The organism is Lutimonas halocynthiae, from assembly GCF_030409835.1.
Lineage (GTDB): Bacteria > Bacteroidota > Bacteroidia > Flavobacteriales > Flavobacteriaceae > Lutimonas > Lutimonas halocynthiae.
Genome location: NZ_JAUFQO010000003.1, coordinates 228,602 through 245,559, shown reverse-complemented (window position 1 = coordinate 245,559; position 16,958 = coordinate 228,602). Strand labels below are relative to the sequence as shown.

17 protein-coding genes are annotated in these 16,958 nt (G+C 34.4%); 8 read left to right on the top strand and 9 right to left on the bottom strand.

Features of this window, described 5'->3' with window-relative positions; all coding sequences use genetic code 11:
* The first annotated feature begins 48 nt into the window (after positions 1–48).
* Together QWY87_RS05615 and QWY87_RS05610 are read left to right on the top strand one after the other, a co-directional pair.
* The gene (locus QWY87_RS05615) at positions 49–1,416 is read left to right on the top strand and encodes an alpha/beta hydrolase (RefSeq protein WP_290289293.1); all 1,368 of its coding nucleotides are present in this window, start codon (positions 49–51) and stop codon (positions 1,414–1,416) included.
* A 7-nt stretch (positions 1,417–1,423) separates the two neighbouring features.
* On the top strand, positions 1,424–2,140 hold the full coding sequence (locus QWY87_RS05610) for a class I SAM-dependent methyltransferase (RefSeq protein WP_290289289.1): 717 nt from the start codon (positions 1,424–1,426) through the stop codon (positions 2,138–2,140).
* A gap of 24 nt (positions 2,141–2,164) precedes the next feature.
* On the opposite strand, the gene QWY87_RS05605 is transcribed toward QWY87_RS05610, so the two are convergent.
* Positions 2,165–3,355, bottom strand: coding sequence for an MDR family MFS transporter (locus tag QWY87_RS05605; protein WP_290289285.1), 1,191 nt, complete (start codon positions 3,353–3,355; stop codon positions 2,165–2,167).
* 122 nt (positions 3,356–3,477) lie between these two features.
* Between QWY87_RS05605 and QWY87_RS05600 the strand changes: the two genes are divergently transcribed.
* On the top strand, positions 3,478–4,080 hold the full coding sequence (locus tag QWY87_RS05600) for a DUF1684 domain-containing protein (protein ID WP_290289282.1): 603 nt from the start codon (positions 3,478–3,480) through the stop codon (positions 4,078–4,080).
* Positions 4,081–4,087: 7 nt separating this feature from the next.
* Here QWY87_RS05600 and crcB read toward each other — a convergent pair whose 3' ends face one another.
* Genes crcB through QWY87_RS05585 form a run of 3 tightly spaced genes read right to left on the bottom strand, consistent with a single transcriptional unit; the run spans position 4,088 to position 6,114 of the window.
* Positions 4,088–4,459 (bottom strand): fluoride efflux transporter CrcB, encoded by a 372-nt coding sequence (gene crcB / locus QWY87_RS05595; protein ID WP_290289279.1) that lies wholly within the window; start codon positions 4,457–4,459, stop codon positions 4,088–4,090.
* Positions 4,460–4,465: 6 nt separating this feature from the next.
* On the bottom strand, positions 4,466–5,569 hold the full coding sequence (locus QWY87_RS05590) for a BT_3928 family protein (RefSeq protein WP_290289276.1): 1,104 nt from the start codon (positions 5,567–5,569) through the stop codon (positions 4,466–4,468).
* A gap of 8 nt (positions 5,570–5,577) precedes the next feature.
* Positions 5,578–6,114 (bottom strand): DUF1599 domain-containing protein, encoded by a 537-nt coding sequence (locus QWY87_RS05585; protein WP_290289274.1) that lies wholly within the window; start codon positions 6,112–6,114, stop codon positions 5,578–5,580.
* A gap of 116 nt (positions 6,115–6,230) precedes the next feature.
* On the opposite strand from QWY87_RS05585, the gene QWY87_RS05580 reads away from it, so the two are divergent.
* From QWY87_RS05580 to QWY87_RS05565, 4 genes are read left to right on the top strand one after another with little or no spacing between them, the layout of a single operon-like run.
* Positions 6,231–6,815: an LOG family protein gene (locus tag QWY87_RS05580; protein ID WP_290289270.1), complete on the top strand. Its 585-nt coding sequence runs from the start codon at positions 6,231–6,233 to the stop codon at positions 6,813–6,815.
* Positions 6,816–6,830: 15 nt separating this feature from the next.
* Positions 6,831–7,661 (top strand): dihydropteroate synthase, encoded by an 831-nt coding sequence (gene folP, locus QWY87_RS05575; RefSeq protein ID WP_290289268.1) that lies wholly within the window; start codon positions 6,831–6,833, stop codon positions 7,659–7,661.
* On the top strand, positions 7,652–8,329 hold the full coding sequence (locus QWY87_RS05570) for a hypothetical protein (protein WP_290289266.1): 678 nt from the start codon (positions 7,652–7,654) through the stop codon (positions 8,327–8,329). Before folP ends, QWY87_RS05570 begins: the two co-directional genes overlap by 10 nt.
* Positions 8,330–8,358: 29 nt before the next feature.
* A complete protein-coding gene (locus QWY87_RS05565; protein ID WP_290289263.1) occupies positions 8,359–9,141 on the top strand; it encodes a diadenylate cyclase in 783 nt (260 codons plus the stop codon).
* Positions 9,142–9,170: 29 nt separating this feature from the next.
* Here the strand turns inward: QWY87_RS05565 and QWY87_RS05560 are convergent, their stop codons facing one another.
* The gene (locus QWY87_RS05560) at positions 9,171–10,955 is read right to left on the bottom strand and encodes an ABC transporter ATP-binding protein (RefSeq protein ID WP_290289260.1); all 1,785 of its coding nucleotides are present in this window, start codon (positions 10,953–10,955) and stop codon (positions 9,171–9,173) included.
* Positions 10,956–10,957: 2 nt separating this feature from the next.
* Positions 10,958–11,707 carry a tRNA pseudouridine(38-40) synthase TruA gene (gene truA, locus QWY87_RS05555; protein ID WP_290289258.1) on the bottom strand — a complete coding sequence of 250 codons (750 nt, stop codon included), beginning with the start codon at positions 11,705–11,707 and terminating at the stop codon, positions 10,958–10,960.
* A 51-nt stretch (positions 11,708–11,758) separates the two neighbouring features.
* Here truA and QWY87_RS05550 point away from each other — a divergent pair, with 51 nt between their 5' ends.
* Positions 11,759–12,253 carry a metallophosphoesterase family protein gene (locus tag QWY87_RS05550; protein ID WP_290289255.1) on the top strand — a complete coding sequence of 165 codons (495 nt, stop codon included), beginning with the start codon at positions 11,759–11,761 and terminating at the stop codon, positions 12,251–12,253.
* A 1-nt stretch (position 12,254) separates the two neighbouring features.
* Here the strand turns inward: QWY87_RS05550 and QWY87_RS05545 are convergent, their stop codons facing one another.
* From QWY87_RS05545 to QWY87_RS05535, 3 genes are all read right to left on the bottom strand, one after another.
* Positions 12,255–14,087 carry a tetratricopeptide repeat-containing sensor histidine kinase gene (locus QWY87_RS05545; RefSeq protein WP_290289253.1) on the bottom strand — a complete coding sequence of 611 codons (1,833 nt, stop codon included), beginning with the start codon at positions 14,085–14,087 and terminating at the stop codon, positions 12,255–12,257.
* Positions 14,074–14,733 (bottom strand): response regulator, encoded by a 660-nt coding sequence (locus tag QWY87_RS05540; RefSeq protein ID WP_290289251.1) that lies wholly within the window; start codon positions 14,731–14,733, stop codon positions 14,074–14,076. The genes QWY87_RS05545 and QWY87_RS05540 overlap by 14 nt, the downstream gene beginning before the upstream one ends.
* Before the next feature lie 117 nt (positions 14,734–14,850).
* A complete protein-coding gene (locus QWY87_RS05535; protein ID WP_290289249.1) occupies positions 14,851–15,258 on the bottom strand; it encodes a hypothetical protein in 408 nt (135 codons plus the stop codon).
* Positions 15,259–16,958: the final 1,700 nt, after the last annotated feature.

Here is a 16,958-nt window from a genome sequence, read left to right as displayed (position 1 = left end):
ATTGATAATTATAAAAATGAATAACTTGAAGGTTCAAATCAACGTGTTTTGAAACTATTCGTTTTCGTTTATTTACTGCTTATTCATTTGAGCCTGAACGCTCAGCATAATGGATTGGAAAAAGGTGTCGTAATCGATACGGTATGGGTAGACAAAAACCCGGGTGAAAGTTTCTCCCTTTATTTACCAAATCAATATGAGCCTGAGAATGCCTCACCCGCTATTTTTATTTTTGAGCCTATGGGCAGGGGAAAAATAGGGATCCAACCCTTTATCAGTGCAGCTGAGCAATACGGGTATATACTCATATGTTCCAATGATTCAAAAAACGGCCCGTATGAACTTAATTTTGCAGTGGCCAACAACTTGTTTTCAAAGGCTTTTTCAACGCTTCAAATTGATCAGAAAAGAGTTTATACAGCTGGTTTTTCAGGTGGTGGACGCCTAGCGTCAACATTAGCAGTGCAGAGTGATAAAATCCAAGGAGTTGTATCGTGCGGAGCAGGATTCAATCTGAAATCACGCGCATTGCCTTCTACTCAAAAATTTTCATACGTCAGTATTATGGGAGACGAAGATATGAACTATCATGAGTTACAATTCACCGAGACCTACCTCAAAAAAACGCCAATCTCCTTCGAACTTTTCACTTATGACATCAATCACCGATGGCCAGATCAAGATCAAATTCTTTTAGCTTACGATTGGTTACAGTTAGAAGCTTATAAAAATCAACTGATAGAAAAAGACAGTACAGTGCTTCGAAGAATTTACGCTAAATTTTACAAGCATGCCATCGCGCAACAAAACAACAAGCAACTCATCTCAGCTGCAGAAGCCTATCAAAGAATTCTCAAAAATTTTGGAAGGCATTATCATCTCGACAGCATTGAAAAAAAATACCAATCGCTGAGGGAATCCAGGCAATTTAAAAGCCAGCATAAAAAGAACCAAGACTTATTAAGTGCAGAAGAGGCTTTGACTGATGAATTTTGGTTGCAATTCGATAAAGACCTGGAGAAGAAAAATTATTCCTTGAACTGGTGGGAGAACAGAATCAACAAATTAAAGAAAAAAGAAGTCTCGGATGATCTGCAAGAATCAAAAATGTACAAGCGATTGTTATATAAAATATTTGCTCATGCTATTGAAACAGCGAGATATGACAGCACTTTAACCACAATACAACAAAGGATGCTTTGTTATGATATATGCATCTTGGTTTACCCTACTTATCCCCTGCCATATTATAGGCAGATACAATATTCACTCGCAATCGGCGAAAAAGATAAATCCTTGGACTATCTTGAGAAATTATTAGCTTCAGGGATTGATATAAAAGAAGTGAATTTACATGAAAATGTATTGGAAGGCCTTAAAGATAATGAGAGATTTAAAGATTTGATGAAAGAATAAAAAACCGATGTCAGAAAACAATATCGACGATATTTATGGGAAGGCTATTCTAGACTATTATCATGGTAAGAAAGTTAAACTATTGACCTTCTCGTCAATTGCTGGTAAAGATGAGCTTCCTTTGGCGCATTTGTTTAGAAGCTACAAAGAGATGCCTACTCTGGAACAAATGGCATTAAGGCTTTCGAAAGGGAAAATATTAGACCTCGGTTGCGGTGCCGGCAGTCATTCCATCTACCTTGAGCAAAACAAGCTCGATGTCAAGGCCATAGATATTTCAATTGGTGCGATTGAAGTCTGTAAATTAAGAGGCTTAAAGAATGTGTTTCATCAAGATTTGTGGCAATTAAAAAATGAAAAATTTGACACCATTATTGCCTTAATGAATGGTATAGGTATTTGCGGAACACTCAGCAAACTACCGGCGTTTCTAACACATCTAAAATCGTTACTCACTCCCAATGGTCAGGTTCTAATTGACTCCTCAGATCTAGTCTATATGTTTGAAGATGAAGAAGGAGAAATTGACATTCCTGCAAGTGAAAGTTATTATGGTGAAGTCCAATTCTATCTGGAATATAAAAACCAAAAAAGCCTGAAATTTGATTGGCTTTATATCGATTATACTAAGCTGGAAACGTATGCCGCTGAAGCTGGTTTAAAATGTGAAATGATTTACGAAGGTGGGCATTATGATTTTCTTGTTAGATTGAGTTTAACATAACAAATCTCATTTGCTGTAACCATATTAAGAAGACTCCCTTCTTTGAAGCCATAACAATATTAAACAAGCAAGCAAACAAGTTGCAGCCATAAGATACCAGGTCGATTCGAATCCAAACTTCGCAGAAAACTGCATACCTATATTCGGCCCTAATATGTGTGCCACAGAAAATGCCATGCTGTACAAGGCCATATATGATCCTTGATTCCCCATTTTAGATCGGTCAAGCGCATATGAATTAGAGAAAGGGAACCCCAGCATTTCACCAAAAGTCATTAATATGATCCCGAATATGGCAAATCCGATCCAGCCGCCAACATTAAGCACTAAAAAACTCAGCATCAATAAAAAAGTGCCGCCTATTACAATTTTTAAATTATCTAATTTTCCTTTGTCGAGAGAATTAACGATAGGCATTTCCAGGAGAAAAATTAGCAAACCATTCATGGCCAGCATAAGTCCGATTTTGTCTTCTTCCAGCCCTAGTGTTTGGCTATAATACAGTGGAATAGTCGAAAAATACTGAACAAAGGTGAAGCCAATTAAAAACAATGCCAACCAAAAAATTAAATAATGGCTATCTTTATAAGGCGATAGTTTCGGCATGTTTTTCTTTTCATGGGCAGTCTTTACCGCACTTTTCTGACTTAGGAATAACAGGATAACTATGCCAGCCGCAATACAGGTCAAACCATCAACCCAGAACAAACTGCTATAACTAATATAGGTAATCAACAATCCTCCCAATGCAGGCCCCATAGAAAACCCAAGATTGATAGCCAGTCTTATCAATGTTATGGATCTGGTTCTATTCTCTGGTTTGCTATAATCATCCAGCGCTACCCAGACTGCGGGTCTAAACGTATCCGAAAAAATAGTAAGCACAAATATCCCAAAACAAAACATATAAAAATCGGTAATGAACTGAATGCTAAAAAAAACAACTCCTGAACATAACAAACTCATATACATGACTTTGTAATAACCTATTTTATCCGCCAGCTTTCCTCCAATAAAAACACCAGCGACTGACCCAATTCCGTAAAACGTCAATATCCATCCAACTTGTGCGAATGAAAAACCAAGATAGTTTGTAAGATACAATGACATAAAGGGTATTACCATGGCCCCAGTCCTGTTTATAAGGGTTGTAAGTGCCATAAACCAGACTTCTCTGGATAAACCTCGATATGGTTCTAGTAATTTTTCAAACATTGAGATAAAGATATGTTTTAAACGCTTCTCATTAAATTATTTGAAATCAATAAAATCTATAGCGGTATAGAAACCTAAATTTTTCGATTTTTTTGAGCTATATTTGGTTTAAAATTGAGCTTATGAAGATTCAAATATTAGTACTTGCTTTGTTATTCGCCACCGTTTTTTACGGTCAGGAAACTAAGGATATAAAAAGTGCAAAGAAATTTCAACAGAAATTAAATAAGGAATTTTCAAGCAAGGAAGAGTCTCCTTTGAAGGAAGAAGATTTAGCTAATTTTGAGTCACTTGATTTTTTTCCAATAGACAGCAGTTTTATTGTAAATGCTACGTTGACTTTGCACAAAGACAGCGAACCATTTCCTATGAAAACGACAACTGATCGTTTACCCATCTATAAAATTTACGCCACAGCCAACTTTGAAATAAAAGGCAAAGCATATTCGCTTGAGATCTATCAAAATGAAAAATTAGTTCTGACCACTGAATATGAAGATTATTTATTTTTACCGTTTACGGACAAGACAAATGGTAACGGCAGCTATGGAGGTGGCAGGTATTTAGATCTTAAACTCCCAGAAGGTGACTCAATCATCATTGATTTTAACCAGGCCTATAACCCATACTGTGCTTACAATGACAAATATTCATGTCCGGTGCCTCCTAAGGGCAACAATTTAGATATAGAAGTATTGGCTGGTGTTAAATCATTCAAGCATTAAATCAGGTTTATACCAATTTAGATAGGTACATGCCTAAGAAAACGGCTCCAATAGCTAAAACAAAAGTAACCGCCATATAAGGTAAAAAACTAAAGTAATCTCCTCCTTTAATATAGAGGTGATTCTCATAAGCAAATGTAGAAAAGGTGGTAAAACCTCCACAAAATCCGGTAGCGAGTAACAAAGACTGATTCTCGCTTAAAAGACCTGTTCTTGAAGAGTATCCGAGTATAAAGCCAATAATCAGACTTCCCAATATATTTGCCAGCAAGGTTCCATAAGGAATTGCATTCTCAAAATTATTTAATTTTAGACTAAGCCAATAACGGGCAACACTTCCTAAACCTCCTCCGAGAAATACTAATAATGCCTGTTTCACTTTTTATCAATCTAAAATTATACTGCTTGTCTGTCTCCAACTCCATTTCCCTGTAATAACTCCTTTGTCAAGTAAAACAACCCCAGGATTTGATCTAACAATAGTTTTTAAAGTAGTTTCATCACAGAATAGCAAGTCAAAATCTAAGTCAAACGCTGCTTTTATTTTATCGTAATCCTCTTGCGTCGAAGCAGAAAAACAAAAGACTGAATAGCCATTTTCCATAGCACGTTCAGACAATTCTTTTATGTTTTTCATTCCTTTTTCATCAGTCAAACTAAGATTGTATGCAACAATGAGCATCAACTTTTCCTTGGCCATCAACAGTTCTGTAATATCTTCTCCACCCCTTTCCATAGTAAAGTCATGAATTGGAGGAATATAACCTTCAACAAGTGTTCTGGTTTTTCTATCAACAAAAGTAGCGCCTTCTATACTCCAAGGCTTTTCTTCGGTTGTAAAAGTCTGGTCCTCACCATTCACATTATACACCCATGTATCCTCATAAACAGGCTTTTCAGCATCTTCAGGGATAAGCATACCATCAGGAATACTTTTCCCAATTGCATACGCTCTAAAATCAATAATAGGGAGATATCGCAGTACATAGAATATAATTCCTATAAACACGAGTAATGAAATCAGGCTAACTCTCTTGGCAAAAATATCAGAAGATATGGGTTGAATATCGAAAACTCTAAGTATCAAAAACAATACTAAAAAGATCAAAACTACATTCTTGTAAAATGTTTCCCAAGGGGTTAATGTTATCGCATCCCCGAAACAACCACAATCCGTAACCTTATCATAATAAGCTGAATACCAGGTTAAAAATAAAAATAACAAAGAAATAATAAAAAGACTCCATACAGTTAATTTAGCTTTAAATCCAACGAGTAACATCACACCCAACATGATTTCAGCTAAAATCAAAAGTACCGAGAATTGCAATGCGAAAGGACTTAAAAACTCAAGATTAAGCACATCAGCCCCAAAATATTCTTCGAACTTATAGGCAGACCCAAGCGGATCTACTAATTTTACAAATCCTGAAAAAATAAAAGTCACAGCCACTAAAAGACGCGTGATATGGGTCAAAATTTGCATCATTTCAATAATTATTTATTCATTAGTATCAAGGCAAAAATAGCGTAGTTTATCATATCCTGATAATTGGCATCAATCCCTTCTGACACTAATGTCTTACCCTGATTATCTTCTATTTGTTTCACCCGTAATAATTTTTGAAGTATCAAGTCAGTTAGTGAACTAACTCTCATATCTCTCCAAGCCTCGCCATAATCATGATTCTTATTCTCCATAAGGGCCTTAGTCTCTTGGATATGTTTATCGTATAATCCTACCGCTTCCTCAACATTCAGGTCGGGCTGTTCAACAACTCCTTTTTCTAATTGAATCAATGCCATGATAGAATAATTGATAATTCCAATAAATTCAGGAATTTCATCTTCATCCACCTTTCTGACCGTATTTTCTTGCAACTGCCTAATTCTTTGCGCCTTGATAAATATTTGATCCGTTAAGGACGGTAGCCTCAATATGCGCCAGGCACTGCCATAATCACTCATTTTATTTATAAAAAGAGAACGGCATTTAGCCGTTATTTCATCATATTGCTTAGATGTATTCTGCATATATTTAAATCAGCGTGAATGTTTTTTTACGGAAACGAATTTATAAAAATCTCATGATATAATATCCTTGGTTTGCTTATTTTTACAAAATCAATGTTCAATAAAAGCCCTTTAAAATGAAACGAATAGCAGTATTTTGCGGATCCAGTAAAGGGTTCAATAAAGATTATGCCTCAGAGGCCGAAAAATTAGGAGATTATTTTGCTCAAAATGACATAGGCTTGGTCTATGGAGGAGGAAAAATCGGAATCATGGGAGCCATAGCTGATAGTATGATCAAAGCTAATGCTGAAGTAATTGGAGTAATTCCAGGTCTTCTTAAGCATGAGGAAGTTGCCCATTCCAATATTTCTGAAATGATTGTTACCAGAAAGATGTCGAAAAGGAAAGTTAAGATTAGCAAACTTGTAGATGGCTATATCGCCTTACCTGGAGGCTTTGGCACTCTTGATGAAATATTTGAAGCTTTAACCTTAGGTCAGTTGGGTATCGAAAATAAAGCCATTGGTATTTTGAATACGAATCAGTTTTTTAAATACACTTTGCTTCAATTAGACCATATGGTTCAAGAAGGTTTTCTAAAAAAAGAAAACAGAGATATGATTATTGTCAGTGAATCAATTGAGGATCTTATAAGTAAAATGTACTCCTATAAAGCACCCAAAATGGGTAAAGTAGTAAACACAGTAGCTAGCAAATAATAGCCTATTCTGAATATGTATATAAATTGCAAAGGACATCTTATCGATCTGAGTAAACCCAGAATTATGGGAATTCTAAACGTGACACCTGATTCATTCTATGATGGCGGTAAATTTCGATCTGATGCAGACATTTTAAAGCAAGTTGAAAAAATGCTCACTGAAGGAGCCACCTTTATTGATATTGGCGCCTACTCATCAAGACCCAATGCTGATCATATTTCAGAAGAAGAGGAACTTTCCAGGTCAATCCCGGTCATTCAACTGCTTAGCAAAGAATTTCCCGATTCATTATTGTCTGTAGATACATTTAGAAGTCGCATTGCTTCTGAAGGCATTAGTGCCGGAGCAAGTCTTGTAAATGATATTTCAGGTGGAGGCATGGATCAGCATATGTTTGAAACAATAGCCAAGCTTCAAGTGCCTTATATACTCATGCATATGGTGGGTACGCCACAAAACATGCAACAACATGTAAATTATGACGATCTCGTAAAAGACATGATTTATTATTTTTCAAAAAAAATATTCAAACTGAGACAATTAGGCGTGAATGACCTCATTATCGATCCTGGATTTGGATTTAGTAAAACACTAGATCAAAATTATGAATTATTACAAAAAATGCAACTTTTCAATACATTGGGTCTACCTATACTAGCAGGCTTATCGAGAAAATCAATGTTGTATAAGCTATTAGATACCGATGCAGTAAATGCCCTAAATGCGACGACCACAGCAAATAGCATTGCTTTGAGCAAAGGGGCCGGAATACTTAGGGTTCATGATGTAAAAGAAGCCAAAGAAACCATTATGATTTTTGAAAAAATAAAGCAATGGCAATAAGAAAGACAATTGTAATGATATGTAGTATGCTGCTGTTTTTTATCGGCTGTCAAAAAAAAGAAGTGCAATTGCCTTTAATTGACATCCCGGGAATTTCAGAAATACAAAATCATTCCAGTATTTGGGTTTTTATGGAAACTAAAAATGGGAAGATTATCGCCGATCTTAATAAAGGCAATAAGATCCTGAACACCCATTGGATATACAATATTGACAGGAGATTACCCATGAAAGAAGTGGTTCCTGTGTTGATAGCTATGCAGGAAAACAAGAACAAAGATTCCATGCATAAAAAAGGGGATATGAATAGCTATTTTAGTTATGCTGACACAAAGTCTAGCACTATCTCATTACTGTTATTTCCACAAACAAATTTTATAACAAATGATACGGCTAACAATGTTATGAAAGAATTTAGGGTAAATACCTGTACCGCAATAATTGAATTAGTTACTGATGATATTAAATTAAACGGTAAAAGACAAGCTTTAACTGACTTGGCATCAAACTTAAAAAAAGGGCAGCAATGTACAGACGAAGAAAAACTTAGGGTGATGTTAATGTTTGATGAAGATACCAGCTATCAAGACTATCTGGAGCTAAAGGTTTATCTTCATGCCAATGATATTCACTGTGAATCAGCAGAATATTTCCATACTGTAAAATAATTCATACATTTACAAAAACTCGCTCAGAATTGGATCAATTTAACTTTTTAAACATTGGCTTTTTAGACATTCTTGACATTGTTTTAGTCGCTGTTTTGCTATTCTATATTTTTAGATTGATTCGCGGAACAGCTGCCATAAACATCTTTATTGGAATAGCCATTATCTATCTTATCTGGAAACTTACCCAAGCGCTTGAAATGGAGTTGCTTAGTGATATCCTAGGTAATTTTCTTGGCGGTGGTTTTATTGCCCTTATTATTGTGTTTCAACAAGAGATTCGGAAGTTTTTATTGATGGTAGGATCAACTAATCTGGCATCCAAAAAAGGTATATTAAAGCATTTAAAATTCTTTCAAACGGATATTGCGGCCCACAGTCAAATTGATGATATAGTAAGCTTTTGTGAAGAAATGGGAAAGATCAAAACGGGTGCGCTTATAGTACTTCAGCGTAATAACAGCTTAGAATTTGTGAAAATGACAGGTGATGAAATGGAAATCAAAGTCAATAAACCCATATTGAAAAGTATCTTTTATAAAAACAGCCCATTACATGATGGCGCTATTGTAATTGAAAATGATATCATTACGGCTAGCAGGGTTATTTTACCCATTGAAAACACAATGGATATCCCGGCTCATTTTGGGCTTAGGCATAGAGCGGGCTTAGGGATTACCATAAGAACAGACGCCTTATCGCTGGTAGTGTCTGAAGAGTCCGGACAGGTTTCTTATATTAATAACGGGGCTTTTATTCTTTTTGAGGATTTTTCAGAATTGGCAGAAATCATAAAAGAGGATCTCAATTAATCAGTTCTTGTCGAGCCTTACTAAGCTCCTTAACTGGCTTGCTTTTGAAGAAACTGAATATTATATAAATTACTGTAATGCCCCTTTTTATCTAACAATTCCGAATGAGTTCCTTGTTCAACAATAACACCATCTTCCATTACTATAATCTTATCAGCTTTTTGAATCGTAGCCAGCCTGTGAGCAATAATTATTGACGTTCTGTTTTTTGTCAGCTTTTCTGTTGCTTCTTGTATAAGTTTTTCTGAATACGAATCTATTGAAGAAGTAGCCTCATCCAGAATGAGTATAGCAGGTTTACTTACCGAAGCTCTTAAAAATGCGATGAGTTGCCTTTGTCCTACTGATAACATAACACCTCTTTCTTTTACATTATAGTTATAGCCATTAGGTAATGACATGATAAAATCATGTATACCAATTACCTTAGCAGATGCCTCTACTTCTTCTAATGAAATAGAATTATCTTTAAGGGTTATATTGTTATAGATGCTATCCGAAAATAAAAACACATCTTGTAATACCACAGCTATTTGATCACGAAGCCCGTGCAGATTGTACTCCTTAAGGTCGACATCGTCAATTTCTATACTCCCCTTATCGATATCATAGAATCTATTGAGTAAATTAATTATTGTTGACTTACCGGCTCCGGTAGCACCAACTATGGCAACCGTCTCTCCCGGGTTCACATCAAAAGAGATCCCTTTAATTACTTCTTCTCCTTTTATATAACTAAAGTGAACGTCCTTAAATCTAACTTTTCCTTTAAAAGAGTCCACCTCAACATTTCCTGTATCGATTTCAACTTCATTATCATCAACAATCTTGAATACTCGCTCTGCTGCAACCATACCCATCTGCAGTGTATTAAACTTATCAGCTATTTGCCTCAAAGGCCTAAAGAGCATATTGTTCATCATAATAAAACTGATAATCTCACCTGCCGTTACTGAATTACTGGTTGCTGCGCTCAGACCACCATACCACACCACAAGCCCTATAGCAATGGACGGTAAAACTTCAGCAATAGGAAAGAATATAGAGTTATACCAAACTGTTCTTATCCAAGCCTTTTTATGCTTGTCATTAATACTTTTAAATTTATCGTATTCAATTTTCTCTCGAGTAAAAAGTTGAATTATTCGCATCCCAGTAATACGTTCCTGTACAAAACTATTCAAATTTGAAACTTCTGTTCTAACATCCTGAAAAGCACCTTTCATGGCTTTCTGAAATATTTTGGTAGCAAAAATTAATATGGGTAAAACTGCAAATACAATTAAGGCCAGACGCCAATTCATCCATAACATTACCACGGCAATTACTGACATTTTAAGGAGGTCACTAATTATCATAAAAAGACCTTGTCCAAAAACACTTGCTATGGTCTCAATGTCTGATACGACTCTTGTGACAAGCTTTCCAACTGCGGAAGTATTAAAATACTTCATTTTAAAATGAAGCAAATGCTTGAAAAGCTGCGTTCTCATATCTCTAATGATATTCTGACCCAACCAGTTAGCAAAATAAATAAACAGAAATTGAAATAAAACTTCAAAAACAAGAACCAATACCATTAAACTGGTGAAAACGACAAGTTGTTCAGCGTCTCTATTGAAAATAAAATCATCAATAATTCTCTTTAAAAGAATTGGTCTCACCGCAGCCAATAAGGCTACAGACAAAACCGCCATCACAGATATACTAAATTGTAATCTGTAATGCCGTGCATAATTCATCAACCTCTTAAAAAGTTTGACGTCATATACTTTCCCAATTACTTTCTTATTTCCTTCTTTCTTTTCAGACATAGTTATTCGTTAAAAATATCTTTAGGATATACCACAGCAGTTAAGAACAGCCCTTTCGCTTTTACTGAGGTCCCAGCCTTATTTCTATCTCTAGATTCAATTACAGATTTAAACTCATCCAAACTCATTCTTCCTTTTCCTACTTGAAGTAAAGTCCCAACAATTGCCCTTACCATGTTTCTTAAAAATCGATTCGCACTAATATGAAAAACCAATTGATTTCCATTTATTTCCCAATACGCTTCAGTGATTAAACATTGATACGTTTTCACTTCAGTTTTTGTCTTTGAAAAGCACTTAAAATCACTATATTCCAATAATGTTTTTGCCGCCTTATTCATTAAGTCAACATCAAGTGAATTATGAAAAATTTCTAAGCTTAAATCCCTCTGAAATACATTCTTACCTAAAGACACGCTGTATTGATAACTTCGAGACAAGGCTTGGAATCTGGCATGAGCATCATCAACAACACTAATAACCTGAAAAATAACAATATCCTGTGGTAAATAAGAATTTAGTCTGAACTTTAACTTTTCTTTATCTATTGGCCTTTGACAATCAAAATGTAAAAAAAATTGACTGGCATGAACTCCAGTATCCGTCCTGCCGCAACCTACAACTTGAATCGTCTCTTTTAATAATAAAGACAATGCTTTTTCAATGGTTTCTTGAATCGAAATTTCATCGGGTTGTATTTGCCATCCATGGTAGTTTTTACCATTATAAGAAAGTTCAATAAAGTATCTCAAAAAGCTCTAGTTTTACGCCGAACAAAGATAATTAATTAAATCTATACGCATTTGGCCCTTAAAATTTTACTACTATCTGACTCTCACGGCTTTATAGATGAAAAAATAATAAACTATTGTAAAGAGGCTGATGAAGTATGGCATGCTGGCGATATCGGCTCTGTTGAAGTTACTGACCGAATTAAAGAAGTTAGCTTTTTGAGAGCAGTGTATGGAAATATTGACGACAAAGATATTCGCAGTGAATTTCCGTTAGACAATAAGTTTATGGCTGAGAATGTAGGGGTTTGGATCACACATATTGGTGGATATCCTTATCGCTACAATTCTAGAATCAAGCAGTCTTTATCATTGCGTCCACCCAAATTATTTATTTCAGGTCATTCACATATTCTAAAGGTTCAGTATGATAAAAAATTAAAGCTGTTGCATATGAATCCGGGGGCCATGGGAAATCATGGCTTTCACAAAGTGAAAACAATGCTGCGATTTGAAATTGATAAAACTGATATTAGAAAACTGGAAATTATCGAAATGAAAAGATAATTTAAACGGCTTCAGAGAGTTCGGGTTGGTAAATTGGAACTGAAATAAAAATGCTGGTTCCTTCACCCCTCTTGGTGTTGATGTTGAAAACCCCTTTCATAATTTTGATTCGAGCTTCGATATGACTCAAACCTAAACCATCCTTTTTTCTCGCTTTTTTGAGCTCAAAACCTTTACCGTCATCTATTATCTGGATCAGTAATTTTTCACCATTTCTTTCAATAAGATTGATCGATGCATTCTTTGCACCACTATGCTTCATAATATTATTGATCAATTCTTCAATAATATTGTAAATTTTTATCTCAAATTGCTGATTATATCTCTTTATACCATTATCATCACTAATAAATTGGATTTCAGAATTGGAATATTTTTCACAAAGATCATGCACTGCAAAGGCAAGACCAAACTTCAATAAAACTGATGAGATGAGTTCATGAGAAAGGTCTCTAATCTTAACAGAAGCCTCATTAACAATTTCTTGTGCCTTCGTTATCTCTATGGGTACATGCGAGTTTAACTGCGCCTTAGATGCTTGCAAATGTAAATTTGCTGAAGATAAGAGTGCACTAACACTGTCATGAAGAATCTCGGCAATAGATTTGCGTTCCTTCTCCTTTGCATCTATCGTGGCATTAATAATTCTGGTCTGTAGATTATTATGCACCTGTTCTAGCCTGTTTTGTTCTTTTAACTTGTAGTTCTTGTAGAAAATGAAAGCCAGAATTACAAAGGTGAGGGTAACAAAAGCCAAGCCATAAAATAAAAATTGAGCTCTTAACGCCTTACTCTTCTCCTCTTCTGTTTTTCTTTCTTCGACGGCCAGATTATACCTGGCTTCAACCTCTGCATTGTTCTCAGCTAATTGCTCATTAGTTAACTTGAATTTTAATTGATATGATTTATGCAAATATTTGTAGGCGTTCTCATAGTCTTTTATCGAATCATAGGAAACAGATAAATTCTCATAAATAATTCTTTTCAAATAAAGTAAGCTTCTTGTTGTATCATTTTCTATTTGCTTAAATGCCGCCAGGTAATTCCCAATAGCCGTTTTATAATCATTCTCATAATGATATAAATTACCAAGATTCACATTAGAATAAGCTATTCCTTTTACATCATTAAGTCTTGTTTTTAATTCTAATGCTTGTCTTCCACGAGCCTTTGCCAAATCATAGTTTTCATTGTTTTGGGCTATAACGCCTAAATTATTATAAGCATCTCCAATTCTTTTTTCTGTTAATGGAGTTACCGGAAAACGAGCCATTTTTTTAAAATAGATTTTGGCACTATCCTCCTCATTTTTGGCATAATAAAATCCTCCCATACGAATCAAAGACCTTGTTATACCAATAGTATCTTTAATCAAGTAAGATTTTTGAAGTGCTATTTTATTATAATAAATTGCTTTTTCGAAGTTCTCTGAATCTGCAAATATTTTTGCCAACTCGTTGGAATAATCTATATTAAGAGGAGAAAAAGGCTTGCTTTTTAACTTATCAAGGCCAACTAACATCTCATTGAGTCCTTTTTCCTTATTGCCCTGATAGTATAAATTTTTAGCTATTCTAAAATCAAAGGCCAATTGTTCCTCTGAATTTTTTCTAAATGAGAATGTATTGATGGTATTATTAATAAGGGAATTTGCCTTTTCATGCTGACCTATATTAATCAATGAATCGATTTGCGCCAGTTTGTTTTTGACATAAGATTCTTCCTGACTGATTTTCTGGCTCATCAAAACTCCTGAAAACAACAAAAAAATACTAAGAAAGAAGATCCTTAAATGTTTCAAACTACAATATGATCTAGGGTTAAATGACCTCATTTTTTAAGGCAAATATAGCAAGTCCAACACTATTCTTAACCTTTACCTTTTTCATAAGATTTTTACGATGCGTTTCAACAGTGCTTTCGCTAATATGTAACTCATCACCAATCTCACGTGTACTGTATTGTTGAGCAACAAGCTTAAGAACTTGTACTTCACGTTTTGTAAGTGAACTTATTAAAACGCCATCTTGGCTTCCTTCATTCTTAACTTGACCGTTAAGTAAGGTCTGCATCATTTTTTCTTTGACGTCATCTGTAAAATACTGATTCCCTTCAGAAACCTTATTCACTGCATTAACTATATGTTCACCAGCAGATTTTTTAGGAACAAATCCTTTGGCACCCATTTGAAGGACTTCTTTTACCAGCTTGACGTCGTCATAGCTTGAAAGAACGATAATTTCCGGTCGTTTCTTGAAATCCTTTAACCTCTTTAACACCTCAATACCATCTAATTCTGGCATATTGATATCCAATATCAGCACATCTGCTTCATTCTCCTTAAACCATGAAACCACTTCCATTCCATTGAGAGAATAACCTATTACCTCGATATTAGGTTCAATCTTAAGCACCGCTTTAACGCCATCTATCAAGATTTGATGGTCATCAGCAATATGAACTGTAATTTTTCTATCCATAGGTCTAAACTTTTCTAAAAACAAGGTTAAAAAAAATCCGAAAAAAACTAATTTTTCGGATCCATTCCTAGTTTAAATTACAAACGTTTTAAATCTGTAAATATTGTATGTTTTGTACTAGTCCCAGATGATAGCACCTTTTGGTCTTTTTTCTGGTTCGCTAGCATTTAATAAAGCATCCATAGCAGCAACATCATAATTACTTTCGTAAATATTGTTAAACGCTGTCTTCACCATACCGTTTACAGGTTGAAGATCTAATGTCACTGTTTTTAATGATTCAGAGTCACCGTTTTCCACTAGAAAAATCTCATTTGAAGATCCAATCAATGCAGAAGAAACAAGTACATTCTCATCAACAGTAAATGTAACAGTTACGTCTCCATTGTTATTTTCCATAACAGGAGCTGACTCTAATAGAGTTCCTTCGAAATCTGACAAAACAGTTGAGGATGAGTTAGTTAAGTTGGTAGTAAAAGAAGCCATAACCAACAATACGGCAATTGCAATAGTAAAATTTTTCATAATAATAAACTTTTAGATTTGTTTTGTATGTATTGTATATCAGCTCATATAAGCTAACACACCAAATGTATCGGCTAAAAGGGTATAATCCAATAGCGAAATCAGGTATTTTTTGATATACCCAGAAACTACTAGATATCTACCCAAAAACCGCTAATTCGATGTTTGAAAGATATAAAAAATCTATTATTATGTTTTTCTCTTCTTTTTATTGCATTTTTTATCTATATTTTTTAATGTAACTCTTTAGTCTTAAGCAATTTATGCAAACAACCAATTATCGTTGTGAAATTTATTTTTGAATAATTCAAATTCTTTTTCTATCTTGCATCTTCGTTAACACTTGAATTTAATTTCAATAGTTGAAATATTTTATAGTAAGGAGAGAAGTTATTTGTTTATTAAAAACTTGTTTCACTTCTCTCCTAACTCCCTTTCCTTTTTCCCCTTTAAAAGAAGAACCCTAAAGATTCTTCTTAAGAAATACTCAAATTTTTAAGATTTGAGTATTTTTTTTGTTCGAAAAAATAGTAAGGAGAGAAGCTATTTATTATTCAATTTATTAGAAAACAATGTGCTTCACTTCTCTCCTTTCTCCCCTTTCTTCATCTCCTATATTTTTGGAGTATATGGTGTGATCTTTTTTTTGCAAAGATCCAGATAATTTATTCTTAAACTTTATTGAAAGCGGAATATTAATTTAAAATAGTAAGGAGAGAAGTTATTTATTATTCGTTTTATTAGAAAACAATGTGCTTCACTTCTCTCCTTTCTCCCCTTTCTTCTTCTCCAATTTTCCTGGAGTATATGGTATGATCTAGGTTTTACAAATCCAGATAATTTCTTCTCAAATAGACCTACATGTTGCCGAAGTAGTGGTTTTAATTTAAAATAGTAAGGAGAGAAGTTATTTATTAATCATTTTATTAGAAAACAATATGCTTCACTTCTCTCCTTTCTCCCCTCTCTTCTTCTCCTAAATGTTTGGAGTATTTGATTTGACCTGGATAATTTAACCGATCAGGATAATTTCATGAAAACAATCTTAAAGCTAATAATTGAAAGGTCTATTTTATTAAAAATAGTAAGGAGAAAAGCTAAATGTATTATTTAATATAATAGAAAACAATGTGCTTCGCTTCTCTCCTTTCTCCCCTTTCTTCTTCTCCAAATAAAATTCGGAGTGGCTTTTATGTAAATTTGCATTTACATGATCATTTCGTTGAGAAATTTGATGTCTTTATGTCAATTTTGGAATGTATAGCAATTTTCCCACTTTCTGAAAATAGTAAGGAGAGAAGCAATTTGTTCTAATAGTAATGACAGAATCAATGCGCTTCACTTCTCTCCTTTCTCCCCTTTCTTCTGCTCCGTGCTGTTATACAACCGGAGTATATTATATATACTTAAGAACAAAACGTTCGCAAGCACATCTCTTTAAGAGAAATTTGATTTTCAAAATGTCATTTTAGGAATTCATAGCAATTTATCCTAGGAGTTATAATAAGGAGAGAAGCTCTTTTCTTCTTTGAAGTGAAAGACTCTTCTCTCCTTTCCCCCCTTATACCTTTTTTCAAAGGCTGTTTTTTCATAACAGTAACTATTACTTGAATAATTACACTACAAACATACATACACATCACGGTTCTCACAATAGAGGAACTTGGGATTTTGAAAATTACCCAAAAACCGTTAGAAAA

Excerpts from the sequence above, each read along its gene's own strand:
- QWY87_RS05610 (WP_290289289.1), top strand. The coding sequence starts at position 1,424 with ATGTCAGAAAACAATATCGACGATATTTATGGGAAGGCTATTCTAGAC.
- QWY87_RS05605 (WP_290289285.1), bottom strand. The coding sequence starts at position 3,355 with ATGTTTGAAAAATTACTAGAACCATATCGAGGTTTATCCAGAGAAGTC.
- QWY87_RS05600 (WP_290289282.1), top strand. The coding sequence starts at position 3,478 with ATGAAGATTCAAATATTAGTACTTGCTTTGTTATTCGCCACCGTTTTT.
- QWY87_RS05590 (WP_290289276.1), bottom strand. The coding sequence starts at position 5,569 with ATGATGCAAATTTTGACCCATATCACGCGTCTTTTAGTGGCTGTGACT.
- QWY87_RS05585 (WP_290289274.1), bottom strand. The coding sequence starts at position 6,114 with ATGCAGAATACATCTAAGCAATATGATGAAATAACGGCTAAATGCCGT.
- QWY87_RS05580 (WP_290289270.1), top strand. The coding sequence starts at position 6,231 with ATGAAACGAATAGCAGTATTTTGCGGATCCAGTAAAGGGTTCAATAAA.
- folP (WP_290289268.1), top strand. The coding sequence starts at position 6,831 with ATGTATATAAATTGCAAAGGACATCTTATCGATCTGAGTAAACCCAGA.
- QWY87_RS05570 (WP_290289266.1), top strand. The coding sequence starts at position 7,652 with ATGGCAATAAGAAAGACAATTGTAATGATATGTAGTATGCTGCTGTTT.
- QWY87_RS05560 (WP_290289260.1), bottom strand. The coding sequence starts at position 10,955 with ATGTCTGAAAAGAAAGAAGGAAATAAGAAAGTAATTGGGAAAGTATAT.
- QWY87_RS05545 (WP_290289253.1), bottom strand. The coding sequence starts at position 14,087 with ATGAGGTCATTTAACCCTAGATCATATTGTAGTTTGAAACATTTAAGG.
- QWY87_RS05540 (WP_290289251.1), bottom strand. The coding sequence starts at position 14,733 with ATGGATAGAAAAATTACAGTTCATATTGCTGATGACCATCAAATCTTG.
- QWY87_RS05535 (WP_290289249.1), bottom strand. The coding sequence starts at position 15,258 with ATGAAAAATTTTACTATTGCAATTGCCGTATTGTTGGTTATGGCTTCT.